This window comes from Rhodococcus sp. C3V (assembly GCF_029269915.1).
GTDB classification, from domain to species: Bacteria; Actinomycetota; Actinomycetes; order Mycobacteriales; family Mycobacteriaceae; genus Rhodococcus_F; species Rhodococcus_F qingshengii.
In genome coordinates, this window is the sequence record NZ_JARJBE010000001.1 from 685,011 (window position 1) to 703,202 (window position 18,192).

General features: G+C 62.9%; 17 protein-coding genes. 5 read left to right on the forward strand and 12 right to left on the reverse strand.

Features of this window, described 5'->3' with window-relative positions:
- The first annotated feature begins 105 nt into the window (after positions 1-105).
- The 3 genes from P3G66_RS03405 to P3G66_RS03415 are packed head-to-tail and all read left to right on the forward strand — an operon-like array spanning position 106 to position 3,190.
- On the forward strand, positions 106-1,776 hold the full coding sequence (locus tag P3G66_RS03405; protein ID WP_276116182.1) for a PucR family transcriptional regulator: 1,671 nt from the start codon (positions 106-108) through the stop codon (positions 1,774-1,776).
- Entirely contained in the window at positions 1,773-2,090 is a 318-nt protein-coding gene (locus tag P3G66_RS03410; protein WP_276116183.1) for a nuclear transport factor 2 family protein, read from the forward strand. Before P3G66_RS03405 ends, P3G66_RS03410 begins: the two co-directional genes overlap by 4 nt.
- A complete protein-coding gene (locus P3G66_RS03415; RefSeq protein ID WP_064688104.1) occupies positions 2,090-3,190 on the forward strand; it encodes a hypothetical protein in 1,101 nt (366 codons plus the stop codon). Before P3G66_RS03410 ends, P3G66_RS03415 begins: the two co-directional genes overlap by 1 nt.
- A gap of 11 nt (positions 3,191-3,201) precedes the next feature.
- Here the strand turns inward: P3G66_RS03415 and P3G66_RS03420 are convergent, their stop codons facing one another.
- The 3 genes from P3G66_RS03420 to P3G66_RS03430 all read right to left on the reverse strand — a co-directional run bounded on the left by P3G66_RS03420 (position 3,202) and on the right by P3G66_RS03430 (position 5,205).
- On the reverse strand, positions 3,202-3,648 hold the full coding sequence (locus P3G66_RS03420) for a DUF2752 domain-containing protein (protein WP_003940294.1): 447 nt from the start codon (positions 3,646-3,648) through the stop codon (positions 3,202-3,204).
- 50 nt (positions 3,649-3,698) lie between these two features.
- Complete coding sequence (locus P3G66_RS03425) at positions 3,699-3,989, reverse strand: CD225/dispanin family protein (RefSeq protein WP_003940575.1); 291 nt, start codon at positions 3,987-3,989, stop codon at positions 3,699-3,701.
- A gap of 166 nt (positions 3,990-4,155) precedes the next feature.
- Positions 4,156-5,205 carry an ABC transporter substrate-binding protein gene (locus P3G66_RS03430; RefSeq protein ID WP_276116184.1) on the reverse strand — a complete coding sequence of 350 codons (1,050 nt, stop codon included), beginning with the start codon at positions 5,203-5,205 and terminating at the stop codon, positions 4,156-4,158.
- A gap of 373 nt (positions 5,206-5,578) precedes the next feature.
- Here P3G66_RS03430 and P3G66_RS03435 point away from each other — a divergent pair, with 373 nt between their 5' ends.
- Positions 5,579-6,667, forward strand: a complete 1,089-nt coding sequence (locus P3G66_RS03435; RefSeq protein ID WP_003940571.1) for a 3-deoxy-7-phosphoheptulonate synthase — start codon at positions 5,579-5,581, stop codon at positions 6,665-6,667.
- Between the two features lie 54 nt (positions 6,668-6,721).
- Here P3G66_RS03435 and P3G66_RS03440 read toward each other — a convergent pair whose 3' ends face one another.
- The 8 genes from P3G66_RS03440 to P3G66_RS03475 all read right to left on the reverse strand — a co-directional run bounded on the left by P3G66_RS03440 (position 6,722) and on the right by P3G66_RS03475 (position 16,536).
- The gene (locus P3G66_RS03440; RefSeq protein ID WP_054825533.1) at positions 6,722-7,525 is read right to left on the reverse strand and encodes a TIM barrel protein; all 804 of its coding nucleotides are present in this window, start codon (positions 7,523-7,525) and stop codon (positions 6,722-6,724) included.
- Positions 7,522-9,249 (reverse strand): FAD-dependent oxidoreductase, encoded by a 1,728-nt coding sequence (locus P3G66_RS03445; protein ID WP_030535321.1) that lies wholly within the window; start codon positions 9,247-9,249, stop codon positions 7,522-7,524. Before P3G66_RS03445 ends, P3G66_RS03440 begins: the two co-directional genes overlap by 4 nt.
- Positions 9,246-10,340 carry a Gfo/Idh/MocA family oxidoreductase gene (locus P3G66_RS03450; protein WP_065351306.1) on the reverse strand — a complete coding sequence of 365 codons (1,095 nt, stop codon included), beginning with the start codon at positions 10,338-10,340 and terminating at the stop codon, positions 9,246-9,248. The genes P3G66_RS03445 and P3G66_RS03450 overlap by 4 nt, the downstream gene beginning before the upstream one ends.
- Entirely contained in the window at positions 10,340-11,164 is an 825-nt protein-coding gene (locus tag P3G66_RS03455) for an aldo/keto reductase (protein ID WP_276116185.1), read from the reverse strand. The genes P3G66_RS03450 and P3G66_RS03455 overlap by 1 nt, the downstream gene beginning before the upstream one ends.
- The gene (locus P3G66_RS03460; RefSeq protein ID WP_193595009.1) at positions 11,161-13,113 is read right to left on the reverse strand and encodes an FAD-dependent oxidoreductase; all 1,953 of its coding nucleotides are present in this window, start codon (positions 13,111-13,113) and stop codon (positions 11,161-11,163) included. The genes P3G66_RS03455 and P3G66_RS03460 overlap by 4 nt, the downstream gene beginning before the upstream one ends.
- A gap of 44 nt (positions 13,114-13,157) precedes the next feature.
- A complete protein-coding gene (locus tag P3G66_RS03465) occupies positions 13,158-14,039 on the reverse strand; it encodes a shikimate dehydrogenase (RefSeq protein ID WP_276116186.1) in 882 nt (293 codons plus the stop codon).
- A gap of 63 nt (positions 14,040-14,102) precedes the next feature.
- Entirely contained in the window at positions 14,103-15,479 is a 1,377-nt protein-coding gene (locus P3G66_RS03470) for an MFS transporter (RefSeq protein ID WP_276116188.1), read from the reverse strand.
- A 139-nt stretch (positions 15,480-15,618) separates the two neighbouring features.
- Positions 15,619-16,536: a LysR family transcriptional regulator gene (locus P3G66_RS03475; RefSeq protein WP_054831264.1), complete on the reverse strand. Its 918-nt coding sequence runs from the start codon at positions 16,534-16,536 to the stop codon at positions 15,619-15,621.
- Positions 16,537-16,670: 134 nt separating this feature from the next.
- Between P3G66_RS03475 and P3G66_RS03480 the strand changes: the two genes are divergently transcribed.
- Positions 16,671-17,363 (forward strand): SDR family NAD(P)-dependent oxidoreductase, encoded by a 693-nt coding sequence (locus P3G66_RS03480; protein ID WP_276116189.1) that lies wholly within the window; start codon positions 16,671-16,673, stop codon positions 17,361-17,363.
- 22 nt (positions 17,364-17,385) lie between these two features.
- On the opposite strand, the gene P3G66_RS03485 is transcribed toward P3G66_RS03480, so the two are convergent.
- The gene (locus P3G66_RS03485; RefSeq protein WP_276116190.1) at positions 17,386-18,159 is read right to left on the reverse strand and encodes a hypothetical protein; all 774 of its coding nucleotides are present in this window, start codon (positions 18,157-18,159) and stop codon (positions 17,386-17,388) included.
- Positions 18,160-18,192: the final 33 nt, after the last annotated feature.

Below are 18,192 nucleotides of genomic sequence, written 5' to 3' on the forward strand. Positions count from 1 at the left end.
CAAACATCGGTGTCCGTGTTTGTCCGATCGGCTGAACCGTTTTCGCAGGAAAATGCACTATTCTCGAAGTTGAGGCGTTGCGACGGTCCGGAGAGTGGGTGGTACGTGTCTATCCGTGGGGTCAGGCTCGACGCGGTCCTTCGGGCGCTGGGCGGAGCTTTTGTCGAGCTCGTCCTCGCGCCGTCAGGTGATGACGTCTTCGTCGACTCCGTGGTGTTCGCAGAGGTCGGGGACCTCACGCGCCCCAGAACCGCGGCCGTCGAATCCTCTGAGCTCTGGCTCGCTGTCGGTATCGGCGCAGCCGAATTGGCGGCCTGGCTGAACCGCCTCGATCAGAAGGGATCAGCGCCTCGGGCCGTCATGTCGAAGGAGGCCTCGGACACGTCGGTGCGTGCGGCGGCACAGCGCGCCGGGATCGCCTTGATAGCGGTCCATCCGGATGCTCGTTGGGATCGATTGTTCACGACCATCCGGGGCGTGCTCGATCATTCGGTGTCCCGACAGGATTCGGACGACATCGTATTCGGTAGTGACACAGACTTGTTCGAGCTGGCGCAGAACGTCGCCGCAATCACGCGGGGGATGGTCAGCATCGAGGACGAGCATTCCCACGTCTTGGCCTATTCGGCATCGGGAGATGCTGCGGACGAGCTACGTCGGCAATCAATCCTCGGCCGCGAAGGACCTCGCGAATACCTCCGAAAGCTACAGGAGTGGGGCGTCTTCGAAAGCCTGCGGCGAAGCGACGACGTAGTGGAGGTGCCCGCTCACGACGACCTCGCGATCAGGCGACGGTTGGTGGTTTCGATTCGGAGAATATCCGACAATGTCAAGGGGGAGAGCGGTTTCAGCTCTGATCTTCTCGGCACGATCTGGGTGCAGGAAGGCCCGGTTCCCATTGCCGGCGATGCTGACAGCGTGCTCCGCGGTGCCGCGGCCGTTGCTGCTCGGCTGATTTCGCGCATCCGAGACGCGCCGAGTAACGAGGCGATACAGATTCAGCGGTTGCTCGGGGTTCGCGGCGGCGGTGTCGACGTTCCTTCGCTCGCGGCCTCGTTGACCATCCCGATGTCCGGACCGGCGATGGTGGTCGGAGTGGCGAGTATCGGAAACGGTGGGCTGCCGTCTTCGGGCGAACTCGTGTCGTCTTTGCGACTGCACGCCAGCGCCTTTCAGCGTGAATCGCTGGTGAGTGCCGTCGGCACCCGGATCTATGTGCTGTTTCCGCGAACCCAATCCGTGAAATCCACAGTCTCGTGGACCCGCGAAGTTGTCGCGCGTTTGGACAAGGTGTCGCCTTCGGGGCTACGGGCCGCGGTCTCGTCGCCGGTTTCGACGCTTGCGGAGGTGGCCCAGGCTCGGGCCGAAGTGGATCGGGTCTTGGACGGAACGTCGGGGGATGTTCGTGTGACCACCCTCGCGGACTCGCGCACACCGGTGCTGCTGGGCGAAATCATGGACACCATTGCGGCCGACGAGCAACTGCACGATCCGAGAGTCGACGCCCTGGACGTCTACGACAGACGCAACGGGTCGAACATGCGCGAAAGCATCTCCGTTTACCTCGCACATTCGGGCGATGTCCGACGTGCATCCGAGCAGCTTCGGATTCACCCGAACACCCTCAGGTATCGGATCAAGAGGGTCGAGGAGATCACGGATACCGACCTCTCCGAGCCGTCGGCCAGGCTGTTGATGGAGATTCAGTTGGCGGCGTCTGCTCGGGCAGTGAGTTCGCCGAACCTGTCGGACCCCAGCAGTACTCTTCGCGAATGATCGACTCAGCGAACGTGCCAGGCGCAGCGCGCGCGTATTTCGACGGCGGCGACGTCCGCGGCGTTTTCACCGAAGACTCAGTGGTTCGTGACGACGGCCGTACGTATGTCGGGATCGAAGAAATCGTGGCGTGGAAGTCCGCCGTGTCGACGGCGTTCACCTTCACCCAGAAGATCGAGTCGGTCAACACCCCAGGCTCGGCCGTTGTCGTGTCGGTGAAGGTCGAGGGTGATTTTCCCGGAAGCCCCGTCCAGTTACATCACCATTTCACTCTCGACGGTGATCGGATTTCCGCTCTCACGGTGTGCCCCTGATGCCCACCGCTGACGAACTGCTCGGGAAATCCGTCGTCGCCGATCTGGCAGGCTGCCTCGAGCGAGCCTCCGGTCACACACGCCTCGCCCTCGTTCGGGGTAGTACATCCGAATTCGACGGTATGAGTCTCGGCGAACGTACGCGCGTTGTGCGGGACGCGATGACTGCCGAACTGCCTCAGGATCTTCCGGCCTTCGCCGAGATCATCCGCCGTGCGCTTTCAGAAGAGACCTTCACCGGTTGGATGATCTGGCCGGTGACCGAAGCCGTCGCCGTCACGGCGACACGAAGTGGCTCCGAGTCGGATTTCGACGAGGGAATGGCTCTGCTTGCCGAGTTGACGTCGCGTCTGACGGCCGAATTCGCAATTCGCACATTTCTCGAAACGAACCTTGACCGTTCGCTGGCGATCGCACTCACCTGGACCGGCCATGAAGACGAACACGTCCGGCGCTTGGCGACCGAAGGCACTCGTACTCGTTTGCCCTGGGGAAGACGAGTGAAAGAATTGACGGCGCGTCCCGAGTCGACAATCGTCATTCTCGACGAGCTGTATCGGGATGATTCGGAATATGTACGACGTTCGGTCGCAAACCATCTCAACGATCTCAGTCGTGCTGACGCTGCGCTCGCAGTATCGACTGCGAAGCGTTGGCTGCAGACACCGGATGCCAACACACTGAAAATCGTCAAACATGCATTGCGGACGTTGATCAAGGCCGGCGATCCAGATGCTCTGTCCCTCTTGGGGTTCTCGCCGCCCACCGACGTCGTGGTCGAGGGGTTCGTCATCGACCGCGAAACAGTTGATGCGGGTGGAGAACTCACCTTCGACTTCGCCGTCACGAACAATGGCAGCGAGTCCGTCACCGTCGTGATCGATTACATCGTCCACCACGTGAAGGCCAACGGGCAGACGACGCCCAAGGTCTTCAAACTGACAACACGAACGCTGGAACCCGGGGTGCCGGCCCGTATCGCGAAGAGGCATTCCTTCAAACCGATCAGCACCCGGAAGTACTACGCCGGCGAACATGCCGTCGAGGTGCAGATCAACGGCGTACGCCAGGTGCGAGGTGTATTCCGTTTGGACGCGTGAGGAGATCCGGCCTAGACGCGGAGACCGGCAAATATCGGGATCGGGGCTATGCGGACCGTCGTCCAGATCAACACGAGTGTCAAGATCACAGCCGGTGACCAGCGCAACTGATGCCAGAGCACGACGGGTCTTCCACGGGTGCGGGCGGTCGTCCACGAGACGTACGTGAACGCCAGTGCAAGCAGCATCACGAGGCCAAAGGCATTGAAACGCATCGCTGCACCGAAATCGCCGTGGATGAGGCTGTACACCATCCGAGTGCTACCGCAACCGGGACAATTGACGTTGAACAGCGCTTTGGTCGGACAAACGGGAATGACCCCACCAGGTGTGGTGGGGTCACTCCAGGAGATGAAGGCGCACAGCGCAATTGCCGTGAACGCAACTGCCGCTGGCGCCTTCAGTGCGGCGAGTCGTGATATGTCATCGTTCTCGGTGTCACCACAATTCGGTGTCATTGCAGTTCGGTGTTTGGCCGTTGATCAGTGTCGCCGGTCGGCGTCGGCGGTCACAGGGAACTCGATCCGGCTAGGACGACGACAAAAAGGAAGTACAGAACAGCGACGGCAACACCTGCGCCGACTGACCACAAGGCGAACTTCTTGGCATCGTCAGCTGATTTTCGCGCAGCGTCGAACTGACCTTGCGCCCACAAAGTGTTGACCTGGCTTGATTTGACGATCGAGACGATGCCGAGCGGGAGGCAGCAGAACACTGTCACGAGAATCGCCCAGACCAGATTGTTGTCCGGCGGAGGGCCGACCGGTTGTTGCTGGCCGTAGTACGGGTTCTGCGTCATTGGTCACCTAGCGTTCGGAGAAACAGGGCGTTCGGAGAAACACCCTCTGACGTGCGAAGAGCACGGGCAGGTGACAACATAATCCGTTTCCGAGTGAGTCAGTATCGACTGTTCGTATGACAGAGAATCCGGTTGATTTCTGATTCGGAAGGCGATACCGAAGACGTCAGCGCATGACCTGTACCTGCTCGGCGATATCAGCGGCCAGGGCCATCGCAGTCAGAGCGAGGCCGTTGTTGAGGTCATATCGCAGATGCCCGACATGCCCGTCCTGGACAGCGCGGACTCGTTTCCACGTGGGCGACTCGGCTTCCACAGCGTCGGGGTTCTGTAGCAAGACGAAGTCGGCCTGGTCGAAGATCGCAAGCTCCTCGAGGCTGTAGAAAGTCGAATCCTTCCGATCAGGTGCGGCATGGGCAGCGTCGGTCAAGACGTTCAAGCCGAGGTCCTGCGCAACCGAGACGGCGAACGTGTTGTTCTGCAGCCAGATCTGACCGCTGTCTGCGCCGGCGATCGCAATCGACTTGCCTTCGAGGAGACCACCGATCTTGGCCCGCGCTTGTGCAAGTTCGGCGTTGTATCGGGCGATGACGCGTTCGGCGACTTCGCGGCGATCGAGAGCCGTGAGCTGCGCGGTCATGGCCTGCTTCCACGACGAGCCCGTCGTGCCCTCGTCGACGACGAGCACCGGTGCGATGTCAGTGCCGAGCAGGCCCTTGTCCTGGTAGTAATCCCACCAGCCTTTCCCGACGACCAAAAGATCGGGGTCGTGGCTCAGTATCGATTCGGCATTCGGTTCGTTGTTCGTCCCACCGAGGCGAGCCGCGCCGGCGGGTACCTGGCGCATGAGTTGAGACTTCGGATCCCAATTGGTCGCGACGATCGGGTACTCGGCAAGTAGTGCAAAATCGAGGGCGCCTCGAGCTTCGAGCACCACGACGCGCTTGGGGTCCCGCGGGAGGCGGTAGGCCTGGTCCGCGACGACGATGTCGACCCACTCGTCGGAGGCTTCGGTGCCGCTGGATTCGCTCGAACATGCAGAGAGTGCGCCTAGTGCACCGAGCGCCGCCGCACCGGCCAGGAATCCGCGTCGTGTCAAGGAATCGATCAGACGGGTGAACTCGCCGTCCACATCTCTTGTCGACTGCAAGGGGGTATCGGTCGCAAAACGGGACACCGTCGGGTGGAAGGTTTCGGTCGATTCGATCACAGGCATGAGAAGGCGCAGCTCCATCTGATGTTCCGGGCATTGGCAGGTGCCTGACCAACGTATTCGAATTCCGTAGCCGCAGCCTTGCTCGAAAGCGCCAATCGCTCAGCGGATTTGGCCATTCGTCACGGGCTCGTGCCACGGGACTCTCCCCTCGGATTCGGCTCGTTGTGGAGGGGCGCGCCCATCTGATCCGAACTTGAGGTATCGTGGCCGACATGCAGCGCGTCTATTTCTGGTTTAGCAGGCCGGCCCCGGGTGGGCCTGCCGGCGTAACCACGCGCTGACAACCTCCACCCAAGAGCCGGACTACAGACCGGCTCGCTGGAGTTTCTCTTCATCTCTGGGGTCGGCCTGAGAACAGGAAACCGAAAACCCCATGACTGTCACCATCGACACCACCGCAGCTTCGGACAGCCTCGACGATCAGCGCACTGTGAGTATCAGTCCGCTCGTGTCACCGGCGACTGTTCGCGCTCAGCACGCTCCGGACGAGGTCGCGGCCGCCACTGTGCGCACCGGTCGGGCCGACACCATCAACATCCTCAACGGTGACGACGATCGTTTGATCGTCGTAGTCGGTCCGTGCTCTGTGCACGATCCGGAAGCGGCGATGGACTACGCCCGCCGGTTGGCCGCCAAGGCCGAAGAACTGCGGGACGATCTGCACATCGTCATGCGCGTCTACTTCGAAAAGCCGCGCACCACACTCGGGTGGAAGGGCCTGCTCAACGACCCCCACCTCGACGGCACGTTCGACATCAACACCGGGCTCGGTATCGGCCGCAAGTTGCTTCTCGACGTGTCGAGCCTGGGCCTGCCTGTCGGCTGCGAGTTCCTTGATCCGATCATGCCTCAGTACATTGCCGACCTGGTCAGCTACGGTGCGATCGGCGCCCGGACCGCCGCCAGTCAGGTTCACCGTCAGCTGTGCAGCGCGCTGTCCATGCCCGTCGGTATCAAGAACTCCACCGAAGGCGACGTACAGGTAGCCGTCGACGGCACCCGCGCCGCGGCAGCGAGCCACGTGTTCCCCGGAACGGACCTCGACGGCCAGGCTGCCTTGATCCGTACCGCGGGCAACCCCGACTGCCATGTCATTCTTCGTGGCGGTAGCGACGGACCGAACTACGATGCCGAGACAGTCGCGGACACCCTTGCCCGCCTGCGTAAGTCGAACCTGCCCGAGCGCGTGGTCATCGACGCGAGCCACGGTAACAGCAGCAAGGACCATGAGCGTCAGGTCATCGTGCTCGACGACATTGCCCGACGTCTGACCGAGGGCGAGCAGGGAATCGCGGGCGTCATGTTGGAGAGTTTCATCGAGGCCGGCCGTCAGGACCTGACCTTGGGCAAGGCGGACGAGCTCACCTACGGCCAGTCGATCACCGACGCGTGCATCGACTGGTCCACCACCGCAGCGCAGTTGGACCGTCTGGCGCAGGCCGTTGCGGCTCGGAGGGGCTGACGCCCCCGTGCGCCTTTTTGGTAGCGCCAACTACCAAAAAGGCGCACAGGGCCGCTAGGCCAACACTTCTCGCGTGGCCTCGACCAGGCGCTCCAGCCAGGCGTCGGTGCCGACGGCGCGGCGCAGTGGCTCGTTGGGCAGTTCGATGCTGACCGGCAGTCCGGCAGGCAAAGTCGACCAGATGTCGGCCAGGGCTATGCCGCCGGTGCCGGGCACCAGACGCTCCTCGCGGGCCTGACGGATCAGCTCTGCGTCCCCAGTGGGAGCGGGGGTCGAACCGTCGCACATCTGGGCGTAGTGCAACCACTCGCGAGGGATGGACGCAAGATCCTCGAGCGTTGTCGCCGAGCGGTCGGTGTGCAATGCGTCGACCAGGACACTACGAGCCGGACCGTCTGCCGCCGAGACGATCTCGATGGCCGCACGTGCATCGGGCACCGCAGTCCACGGCATGAACTCGAGGGAAGCGACGATGCCGTAGTTCGCGCACAGTTCCGCGAGGCGTGCATAGGAGTCCGTGAGCCGAGCGCGGTCGCGGTCGTCGCCGCCCACCAGAACGGCTTTGGCTCCGAGCTGTGCGCCCGCTTCGAGCAACGGAACGTAGTCGGTGGGGTCGAAGTCGGCTGCAAGACGGATGATTTCGAGGTCGAATACCTCGACCGGTGAATCGCCCAGTCGACGCACCAGCTCGTCCAACGACTGCTTGTCCTCGTGCAGAGGGTAGGCCGTCGTACCTGGTGCCGCTGGCATCAGACGGATACCGATGGTGTCGAAGCCGTGCTTTTCAGCCAAGGCGACGTGCTGCATCGGTGCGGTGTCGAGCACTGTGAGGGCTGCCAGTCCAAGTGAGAGTGTCATGCGTGCGCTCCAACTGTCTCGGCTCCGGCCAGTTCCCGGCCGGCCAGGTAACCGAATGTCATGGCCGGTCCGAGGTTGATGCCCCCGGACGGGTAGTGCCCGCCCATCACGCTCGCCTGATCGACGCCGACGGCGAGCAACCCCTCGATGGGGCGGTCGTTGTCGTCGAGCACATGCGACGACGAGTCCGTGACCAGTCCGGCGAAGGTGCCGAAACTCCCTGGCACGACTTTCACCGCGTAGTACGGACCCTTCTGCAAGGGCGCGAGCGACGGGTTCGGCCACGGATTGGAAGCATCTCCGGAACCTCGGTTGAACGGTGTTGTACCGCGACCGAACTCGGGGTCTTCACCGGCCACGGCCCCGATATTGAAAGCTGCGACGGTTTTCTCCAACTGCACGGGGTCGACGCCGATCTTCTCGGCCAAGTCCCGAAGAGTGCGCCCACGCGTGAGGTACCCCGAGCGCAGGTACGGCTGGATCGGGATCGGCAAGGGCTTCGCCATGCCCAGCGGGAGGTATCGCACATACTGTTGATCGGCAATCAACCACGAGCACACCTCTTCGCCCTCGGGAACCTGCTCGACCATCGCGAGTGTGTAGTCGTGATAGCCGAGTGCTTCGTTGACAAACCGCTTGCCGTTCGCGAGAACTCCGATGACACCGGGCTTTCCGCGATCGAGGATGTGCGGGAACACACCTTCCTTGCCGTTGCGGTAGCGAACGATGGAGACGGGGCAGTACGCGACGGGGGAGGCGAGGGTGCGGTCGAGTCGGCCGCCCACGGATTCGCCGAGGGTGATGCCGTCGCCGGTGGTTGTCTTCGGGGTGAGCGACCAGTGCTCGTTGCCGGTGGGGGTGCGCGGGAACAGTTCGCGTCGTCGGTCGATGTCCTGGGCGAAGCCGCCGGTGGCGAGTACGACACCACGTCGGGCAGTTACCGAGTACGCGCCGTCCGGACTTTCGAGGCGGACGCCGACAACGCGGCCGTCGTCATCGGTCTGCAACGCGGTCGCGGACGTCTTCACCCGAAACTCGACGCCCAGATCGAGTGCCGAGCGCAGCATCATGCCGACAAGCGCGGTGCCGTTGACGAGTTGCTGGCCACGACGCTTGGTGGCGAGATCGAACATGTGCTTTGTCACCCGAACACCACAGTGCACAAATGCTTTCGGCGATCGAGTCGAGTGCAGGAATGCCTGCAGGTCGGGCCCGGCCATGATGCCCATGCCGAGGAATGACGTCTCGTACAACTGTCGACGTAGCAGCGCCGCGACGTCGGGTCCGAGCTTTCGCAAGCTCACCGGTTTCGGTCCGACGGAACGATGACCCGTGCCGGCTCCCGGTGTGTCACCGTGAATATCGGCGATCTTGGCTCCGGGAACAAACTTCAGCGCTGTCTTGCGTTCGAAGAACTCGACCATCTCCGGTGCACCGTCGAGAAGAGCATCAACCTTGGCGGCGTCGAAGTTGTCGCCGAGTCGGTTTTCCAGATACGTCCGCGGTGCCGAGCGATCCTCGACAACCCCGTCGGCGATGGCAAACATGTTGCGTGGGGTCCACATCCACCCGCCCGACCAGGCCGTTGCGCCGCCGCAGGTGTCGGCCTTCTCGACAACGAGTACCGACGCGCCGCCATGTGCTGCGGCAATTGCTGTGGAAAGCCCGCCTGCGCCGGAGCCCACGACAACCACGTCGTAGGTGAGGGGGGTACTGCTACTCATTTCTGCTCCTTGGCAGTTGTTGCGAGGGTCGGTGTCGATGTCAGCTCGACAACCTTGCCCGTTCGTGACGATTCGTAGATTGCGGCGATGATGGCAAGTGATGCGCGGGCGTCCCGGCCGGTGACGGCGGGTTCACGCCCGGTCAGGACCGCGTCGGCGAAGTCCTGAACCTGCAGGGTGTGGAAGTCGGTCAGTGCCGCATTGACCGCGCCCACATCGAGATTCGCATCGATGTCCGCGGAGTACGGCGACCGGAACTCCACTTCGCCTGGCACCGTCCAGATTTCGTTGACACCCTCGTGCCCTTCAGGAAATTCGAGGACGCTGGCAATGGCGCCGGTGCGCCCGATCACCGTCACGCGGTTACCCAGATTGTGATTGGCACCGGTAGTCGCGGTGACGGTGGCGGTGCCGCCCGAGGCAAAGGAGATCACAGCTGACGCGCTGTCTTCGGTCTCGATGTGCGCACCGTGGGTGTGGGTGCGGATGAAGCCGCTGACCGAGACGGCCTCGCCCATGAACCAGGCCAGCATGTCGATCTGGTGCACGGCCTGTGTCATGAGCACGCCACCGCCGTCGGTGTCCCAGCGTCCACGCCAGGCGTCGGCCGCGTAGTAACTCGACGGGCGATGCAGGATCACCGACGCCTCACCGAGCATGGGTAGTCCGATCCGCCCGTCGTCGATGGCGTCGCGGATCCGACGTGCTGCCGGCCAGAATCGGCGTTGGAAGAGCACCCCGAACGTGATACCGGCGCGGTCGGCGGCCTCGATCATGCGGTCGGCGGCAGCAACATCGACTGCGATGGGCTTCTCGCACAAAACATGTACACCCGCTTCGGCAGCGGCCACGACTACCTCTTCATGTACCGGGTGCGGCGTGCAAACGGTGCAGGCGTCGAGTCCGAGGGCGAGAAGTTGCTCCACTGAACTCACGGCTGCGGGAATGCCGTGCGCTGCCGCGAACTCCTGGGCGCGTCCGAGATCGGGATCGCAGCAGCCGATCACCTCGACACCGGGGACTTGTTGCAGCGCGCGGGCATGGTTGCCGGCGATCTTGCCGCAGCCGACGATTCCGACTTTCAACGTCATCAGAAATGTTCCTCTGCTTCGACGTCCCGCGCGGCAGACTCGCCGCGGTCGAGACTGTTCAGTGCTTCGATGTCCTCGCTGGTGAGGGTGACGTCGAGTGCTGCCAGGTTCTCGGCCTGACGCGTCGGGTTCGCTGATCGCGCGACCGGAACCACACCCTGCGCGACGTGCCAAGCGAGGACCACTTGAGCTGGTGTGCAACCGATTCGACCGGCGATCTCGCTCACAACGGCGTTGTCGAGCACGTCACCCCGGCCGAGCGGACTCCACGACTGAGTGAAGATGCCAAGTTCGTCGTTTGCGCGGCGAACCGGGATCCGAGCGAGCGACGGGTCCATCTGAATCTGGTTGACTGCCGGTGCCTCGCCGGTTTCGGCGACGACGCGGCGCAGGCGAAGCTCCAGGAAGTTCGACACACCCACGTACCGAACCAGTCCGGCGTCGCGGCAGGCCAGCATCGACTCGAACGACGCGACATAGCGATCGATTCGCGGGAGTGGCCAGTGGATCAGGAACAGATCCAGCTGGTCGAGTCCCAGTAGTTCCAGACTCTGCTCGAGGGCGCCCCGAATGTCGCCGGAAACCTGGTCGTTGCCACGAAGTTTGGTGGTGACGAACAGTTCTTCTCGCGGCACACCTGATTCCGCCAGCGCCACACCGACTGCGCCCTCGTTGCCGTAGATCGCGGCGGTGTCGATGAGGCGGTACCCGGCCTCGATGCCGGAGAGAACCGAGTTCGTGGCGTCGGCACCGACCAGGGGCCAGGTTCCGAGTCCAATGGGCGGCAATGCAGTTGCCACGGGTGTGGCTGCCTGTGTGGTCATGCGTGAACCTCCTGACGTGCCGCAGCGGCGGCGGTGATCGCGACGGCAACGTCGGCTGCGGTCACGAGTGCGGCATGGATGGACCCGCCGTCACCGCTCGCGTCGCCGACGGTATGTACTCCGAGTCGTGGTGCCAGTGAACGGAGTTCGGCAAGAAGTTCCGAACGCGGCTCGACGCCTTGCGAGATCAGCAGTTCGCCGGGAGCATCGACCTCGCTCAGCACACCGGCCGTCGAAATCGTGACGCGGTCAGCGGCGACTGTGGTGACGATCGAGCTGAGGTAGGTCGTGAGGTTCTCACTTGCGGCCAGGCGCGGCAGCAGCACGATCTTTCCGCGGCGTCCGACGTCGTGCGCGATGGTTTCCTGCGGGCCGATCATCACGACCTGGGTGCCCTTCTGAAGGAGATCGTCGGCGACGGCCGCAGCCTCACGGTCGGCGCCGAAGATGGTGACAGCGGCAGGAGCTGGATCGCCGGAGACGAGGAATTCGCGGACGTCGCGAACGGTACGGGTTGCTGCTCCGGGGAGATCGACCACGGGGCCGACGCCGCCGGCGGCAAGAACTATGGCGTCGAAATCGACACCGGAGAGCAAAGCAGCATCTACCCGGGTCGAGGTGTGGCAGTGGACCCCGAGTTCAGCCAGTTCCGCGGCGTACCAGTCCACGATCCGTCCATATTCGGGATACTCGTGAAGCTTCGATGCCAGAGCGAAGTCGCCACCGAGGCTGGGTCGCTCGTCGTACAGGTCGACGCGGTGACCGGCAAGTGCGAGGTCGCGGGCAGCGGCCATTCCCGACGGCCCGGCACCGATGACGGCGACCCGCACGGTGGCATCAGCCGGCTTTGTAGGCTGATCCAATTCGCGGCCGACCCACGGGTTGACGGAGCAGGGAATGGGGCCGGCGGCCAGGCTGTCGATGCAGTAGTTGCAGGCAATGCAAGGGCGGTACCGGCCACCGTCGATGGCGCGATTCGGGAAGTCCGGATCTGCGTGCAGCGTACGAGCCATGCTGACGAAGTTCGCCTGCCCGGATTCGATGATCCGCGCAGCGATCTCCGGCGACGTGATGCGTCCGGCCACTCCCACCGGGATGTCGAAGTCGCGCTGGTACTGCTCGGAGTACGGCGCGAGGAGACCGCGCGACCATTCACCGGGCTGGATGATCCACTGTCCCGCTTCGTAGTTGCCGGCCGAGACGTCGAGGAAATCGAGTCGGTCGGTGTCGATGGCGCCGATGCGAGCGCGAGTCATCTCGGCGTCGAGTCCGCCGTCGATGCCTTCGAAGGCTGAGAATCGGAGTCCCAGAGTGATTCCCGGTGCGTGCTCGTGGACGGAGGCGATGACCTTGTTGACGAACAAGGTGGGGTCGGCCCACTCGTCGTCGCGGTGATTGTAAGCAGGGGAGAGGAACTGGTGGATCAGATACCCGTGGCCACCGTGCAGGGAGATGACGTCGACGCCGGCCTGCTGGCAGCGCGCTGCGGCTTCACCGAAACACTCGATGATGTGCTCGATGTCGTCGCCGTCGAGTTGTTCTGGCATCTCGCCGCCGACAACCAAACACGGAATCGGTGTCGGGGCAACGGGAACAAACCCGCTGACAGAACCTTGCGCCGTGCGACCACCATGGTTGAGTTCGACTCCGACGAGCGCTCCATGCGCGTGAATAGCGTCGACCATCTTCTTGATGCCCGGAATCCGTTCGTCGACGTCGACGCCCATCTGCCGGATGCGACCCTTGCCGTCGGCACGCACGTAGCTCGCTTCGGTGAAGATCAGTGCAGCACCACCTTCGGCGCGGCGAGCGAGGTACGCGATGTACTCGTCCGTCATGGTGCCGTCGACTTCGCAGTAGTTGCGTTCCATCGGGGCCGACACGAACCGGTTCCGGAGGCGGACGCTGCCCATGTCGAGAGGTTCGGCGAAAGGCGCAGTCACATTCATCAGTGCTCCTGGTACTTCGCGAGAAAGTAGGTGTTCGGTTGTGCTCATGCGCATGCCGTCTCGGAGAGCAGCTCGCTCAGATGGCTGCGCATGCGATCCGTATCGGCTTCGACACCAGTCAGGAGTGTGAAGGTGTCAGAGGCTTGAGCCACCAGCATCTGCCCACCGTCGAGAACTGCGCATCCGAGAGCAGCTGCAGCGTCGAGCAATTCGGTGCGCATCGGTCGATAAACGATGTCAGCGACCCACAATCCGGAATGCAACGCCGCAGGGTCGAAGGGAGTTCCGGGGTGACCCACCATGCCGATCGGAGATGCGTTGACGACGCCGTCGCACGTAGTCAGGTTGACGGCGATCTCATCGATCGCCAAAGCCGTTGTGCGCGTGCCAGGGAAGGCCGAGGCGACGCGAGAACACACATCGGCAGTGCGAGCGGGATCAATATCTGCGATGCGAAGATCCGTGGTGCCGGCGGCGGCGAGTGCGTATGCCACAGCGGAACCCGCCCCTCCTGCCCCGGCAAGCACCACTCGGTCCAAGGCGGCGTCGGGCAAACCGCGCTGCAGTGCTGTGAGGAATCCACTGTGATCGGTGTTGTGGCCGATCAGAAGGCCGTTGTGGACGACAATCGTGTTGACGGCACCGAGCAGTCGGGCATTGTCGGACAGTTCGTCGAGTGCGTCCACGACAACCTGCTTGCACGGGTGGGTGATGTTCAGTCCGGTGAAGCCGGCTGCGACGGCGCTCCGCACCACCTCGCCGGTCTTTTCGACCGAGACCGTCAGGTTCTCGAGGTCTACCAGTTCGTAGCTGTAATCGTCGAGTCCGAGTGCTGATGCTTCGTGCGAATGCAGCGCCGGCGAGAGGGAAGTCGAGATCCCGGCTCCGACAAGGCCGATTCGGTGACGTGTGAATTCGGTAGTCATGACATTCTCCTGCATAAGTGGGGACGGCCCCTCGCGGCAATTCAGCGCGAGGGGCCGGTCCGGTCAAGCGTTGTTGCTGGTGAGCTCCGAGTCCTGCTTGGTTGGCAGGCTCGGCTTCGGTTGGCCCAGTTCAGCTGTGGGCGTGCGGTACGTTTCCGGTCCGGTCATCGCCGCGATGGCGGAGAAGACGGCGAAGCCCAGGCACATCCAGGCAACCGGTGTCCAGTTGCTCTTGTCTCCGGCTGAAATCGCCTGAGCGATAGCCGGTGTGAAGCCGGCAACAAGGAGTCCGAGCATGAGGCTGACGGCCATTCCGGTGTATCGGACCTTCGCGGGGAACTGCTCCGGGAAGTACGCCGGGTACGTGCCGTTGGGCATCGCGTAGAAGATTCCGATCATGACGATTCCCGAAGCGAAGACCATGGGGACGCTTTGGGTTCCGATCGAATGGAAGAATACGAAGATCATCAGGCCGGCTCCGATCGCGCCGACGACGAAGATGGGCTTGCGTCCGTAGCGATCCGAGAGGATGCCGAACAGCGGCTGAGTCAGTACGGCAACAAAATTGGCGGTCGCGATTGCCCACAGCATCGTGGAGCGTTCGAAGCCGGATTCGACGGCGTACGCCAGAGCGAAGACGTTGACGATGGTGTTGATCATCGCGAAGGTCGAGCTCATGCTGATACGGATCACGGTGCGCCAGTGCGAGCGGAACATCTCGACGACGGGAATCCCGGCCGTCTCGTCCTGTTCCTTGAGTTCTTCGAAGACCTCGGGTTCATCCAGGGCACGACGTAGCCACAGGGCAACGACGGTCACGATGATGCTGAGCCAGAAGGGAACTCGCCAACCCCACGAGTAGAGGTCTTCGTCGGGCAGGCTCGCCACTGGGATGAATACCAGGCTGGAGACGACGATGCCGAACATGATCCCACTCATGGTGAACGAGGTGAAGAACGAACGACGGTGATCCGGCGCGTGTTCGAGCGTCAGTGCGGAAGAGCCGGGTGATTCACCGCCGGCAGAGAGCCCTTGAAGTAGGCGAAGCAAGACGAGAATGATCGGCGCGGCGATGCCGATCTGGTCGTAGGTCGGCAGGCAACCGACGATGACCGTCGCAACACCCATGAGGAGCAGGCAGGCGAGAAGCGCGTTCTTGCGTCCGTACCGATCGCCGAGGTGTCCCCAAAGCACCGCGCCGAGCGGGCGGGCGACGTAGGCGACACCTAAGGTGCTGATCGAGAGCAGGGTTGCCGTTGATCCGCCGCCGGGGAAGAAGATCTTGGGGAACACCAGCGCGGCCGCGGAGCCGTAGATGAAGAAGTCGTAGTACTCGAGGGTGCTGCCGAGGAAGCCCGAAACGGCGGCGCGGCGCGCGTTCGCATTCGGATGTTCCTCGGTCGAGTTCGTGGATCCGGTGGAGGTGATCGGAGGTGCCATGTGAAGTCCTTTCGTCCCGATGGGCCGGCCGTGGCGGCACGTTTGGAGATGCACCACGCATCGGTGACGTCCCTCACCTTTCGGCGGCTGAGACGACAGTGCCACGAAAGACTATGGCGCGTCCAACACTAAATGAGTCTCAGATAATGACGTTTTTGGTCTCAATATCCGGCGTCGGCAGAATTTCCTCGGATGTCTCCAATGCGACGGCGAGCGCATCGGTCATGTGCCGCGGTGACCAGGCAATTCCGTGATTCATGAAAGTCGGCTCGCCGGTGAGTGGGACGAACACACTGCCAGGTGGGGTGATAGCAGCCATACCGGACGTCATCAGCGCTACACCGACGCCGGCGGCAACGAGCATCAGGATCATGTACGGATCGGTGATCTCCTGGACGACGCGAGGCCTGAAGTCTGCGTTCATGCAGGCGCGCATCGCGGTTTCCTGGAGGGCCGAGCCGGCCGAGAGCGGGGTGGTCACGAATCCGTCGTCGGCCAATTCGCGGAGGTCGATCGCGTCTCTCTCTGCGAGGGGATGGTCGATCGGAAGCACAGCGCCGAATGCCTCCCGTCGGATGAGCCGGGTAGACAGTGATGCGGATTCCACCGGTAGTCCGACGAAGGCGAGGTCGAGGGCGCCGCTCTCGAGTTGGATGACCGCGTCGCGCGTCATGATCCGGCCGAGGAGTGTCAGTTCGACTTCCGGATAACGCTGACGCAACGCGCGTGTCAGTGGCGGAAGTGCTTGATAGTTGAGCACTCCGGTGAATCCGATCGTGACTCGTCCGTAGACGCCTCCCGACGACGCGCGCGTAGCGTGTCGTGCCGTCTCCATGTTCTCGATGACGCGATAGGCGTGGGGGAGAAAGGCATGTCCGCCGGATGTGAGTGCGACGCTGCGAGTGCTTCGTTCGAACAACTTGACGCCGATGTCCTTTTCGAGCTTTCGGATCATCTGGCTGAGCGGCGACTGGGCCATCTGGAGCCGTGATGCGGCCCGCCCGAAGTGAAGTTCTTCCGCAACCGCGACAAACGCGTGCAACCAGCGGGTTTCCATCGCCAAGGCCTCCAGGTATTTGACGTTGACAACAAACGCCATATATTCAGAATTTCTACACAGTGTGACGGCAATTATGCCTGTTTGCAACATAAATTGAGTGCATAGCGCACAGAAACTCAGGAGTGAATGCGATGCGGGGTTACCCAGAGGGTGTCACAGCGCTCGTTACCGGCGGTGCGAGCGGAATCGGCGCCGCCAGTGCAAAGCTGTTGACGGAGAGGGGAGTTCGGGTGGTAACGGCAGATCTTGCCGAAGGCGCGGACGAACAACTCGACGTGAGTGATCCGACAGCAGTCGATGCGCTTCGAACCAGACTCGGCAGAGTCGACATCTTGATCAACAGTGCGGGAATCGTCGGACCATCAGCGCCACTCGTCGACGTAGATCTTGTGGCTTGGCAGCGTACGTTCCGGATCAACGTCGAAGGGACCTTCCTGATGTGCCGGGCGTTCGTGCCGGGAATGGTTGCGTCGGGGTGGGGACGGGTCGTCAATCTCGCGAGTATTGCGGCCAAGGACGGAAACCCGAATCAGAGTGCATATTCCGCATCCAAAGCGGCAGTCGTCGCGCTGACGAAATCGCTCGGCAGAGAGGTCGCCACCACCGGTGTGCTGGTCAACGCGATAGCTCCGGCGGCGGTGGAAAGTCCTATGAATGCCGGCACCGATCCGGCCATCCTCGCCCGTTCGCAGTCTTTGACGCCGATGGCACGGATGGGGAAGGCGGACGAAATCGCCGAACTGATCTCCTGGCTGTCGTCGTCGGCGGTGAGTTACTCGACCGGCGCCGTGTACGACGCCAGCGGCGGCCGCGCAACATACTGAATTACCTTCTGGGAGAAATCGATCAGAACTCGAGCAGTGACTGCCACAGTTCGCGAGATGCGTCCTGGTACTCGAGCATGTGCGAGATCAGTTCGCGCAGTGGCTGTGTCGGTTCGAGTTCGTCCGGAAGGAGCGGATTGCGCACGATGACCGCGATCACCGCGCTGCCCAGAGCAAGTGATTCGCGGGCTGCCTCCTCGCGACTGATTGTCGCCAGGCGTGTTTGCGCCTGTGTGAGTGCTTCACGGGCCTCGGCGATGTCGGCCAACAGCGCTTCGGAGTTCCAGAGTGTGCGGATTGTCGAATCATCCTCGGGGGCAAGGTGAGCGATTTCCATGACGGCCGATTCGGGGGCGGCGCCGAGTCGGCGGAGAGTGCGGCGGGCGCTGTCCGTGCCGCCGAGGAGATTGTTCGGACGGACTGCGAGTGTGGGCTTCCACTCCTCGTAACCCGCCAGTCGCAGCGCTTGATCGTGCCGGCGGGCGGCAGTGCGGTCGCTTCGTTTGAGCCCCGAGTGCTCGACGGCGATCCAGGTGCCGTCCCAGGGGCGTATGCGATCGGTACGAGTTCGCCACCCCTCGACCTCGCTGTAGGTGGGGATGCCGTCCGGGTTGAGGACGTACGTTCCACGAGCGGTACGACGCAGTTTGTTCTCTCGGCACAGGCGGCCCGCTGCCACGCGAATGCTCGATGCGCTGACGCCGACGATCTCGCCGGCCCGGGTCAGCACAGCGGTGCTGAACTCGGTGTCCGGGCTCGCTGTTGCGAGGTCCAGCACAACTCGGGTTGCGGACATTCCTCGATCAGTTTGTAACAACTTTTGAACAAC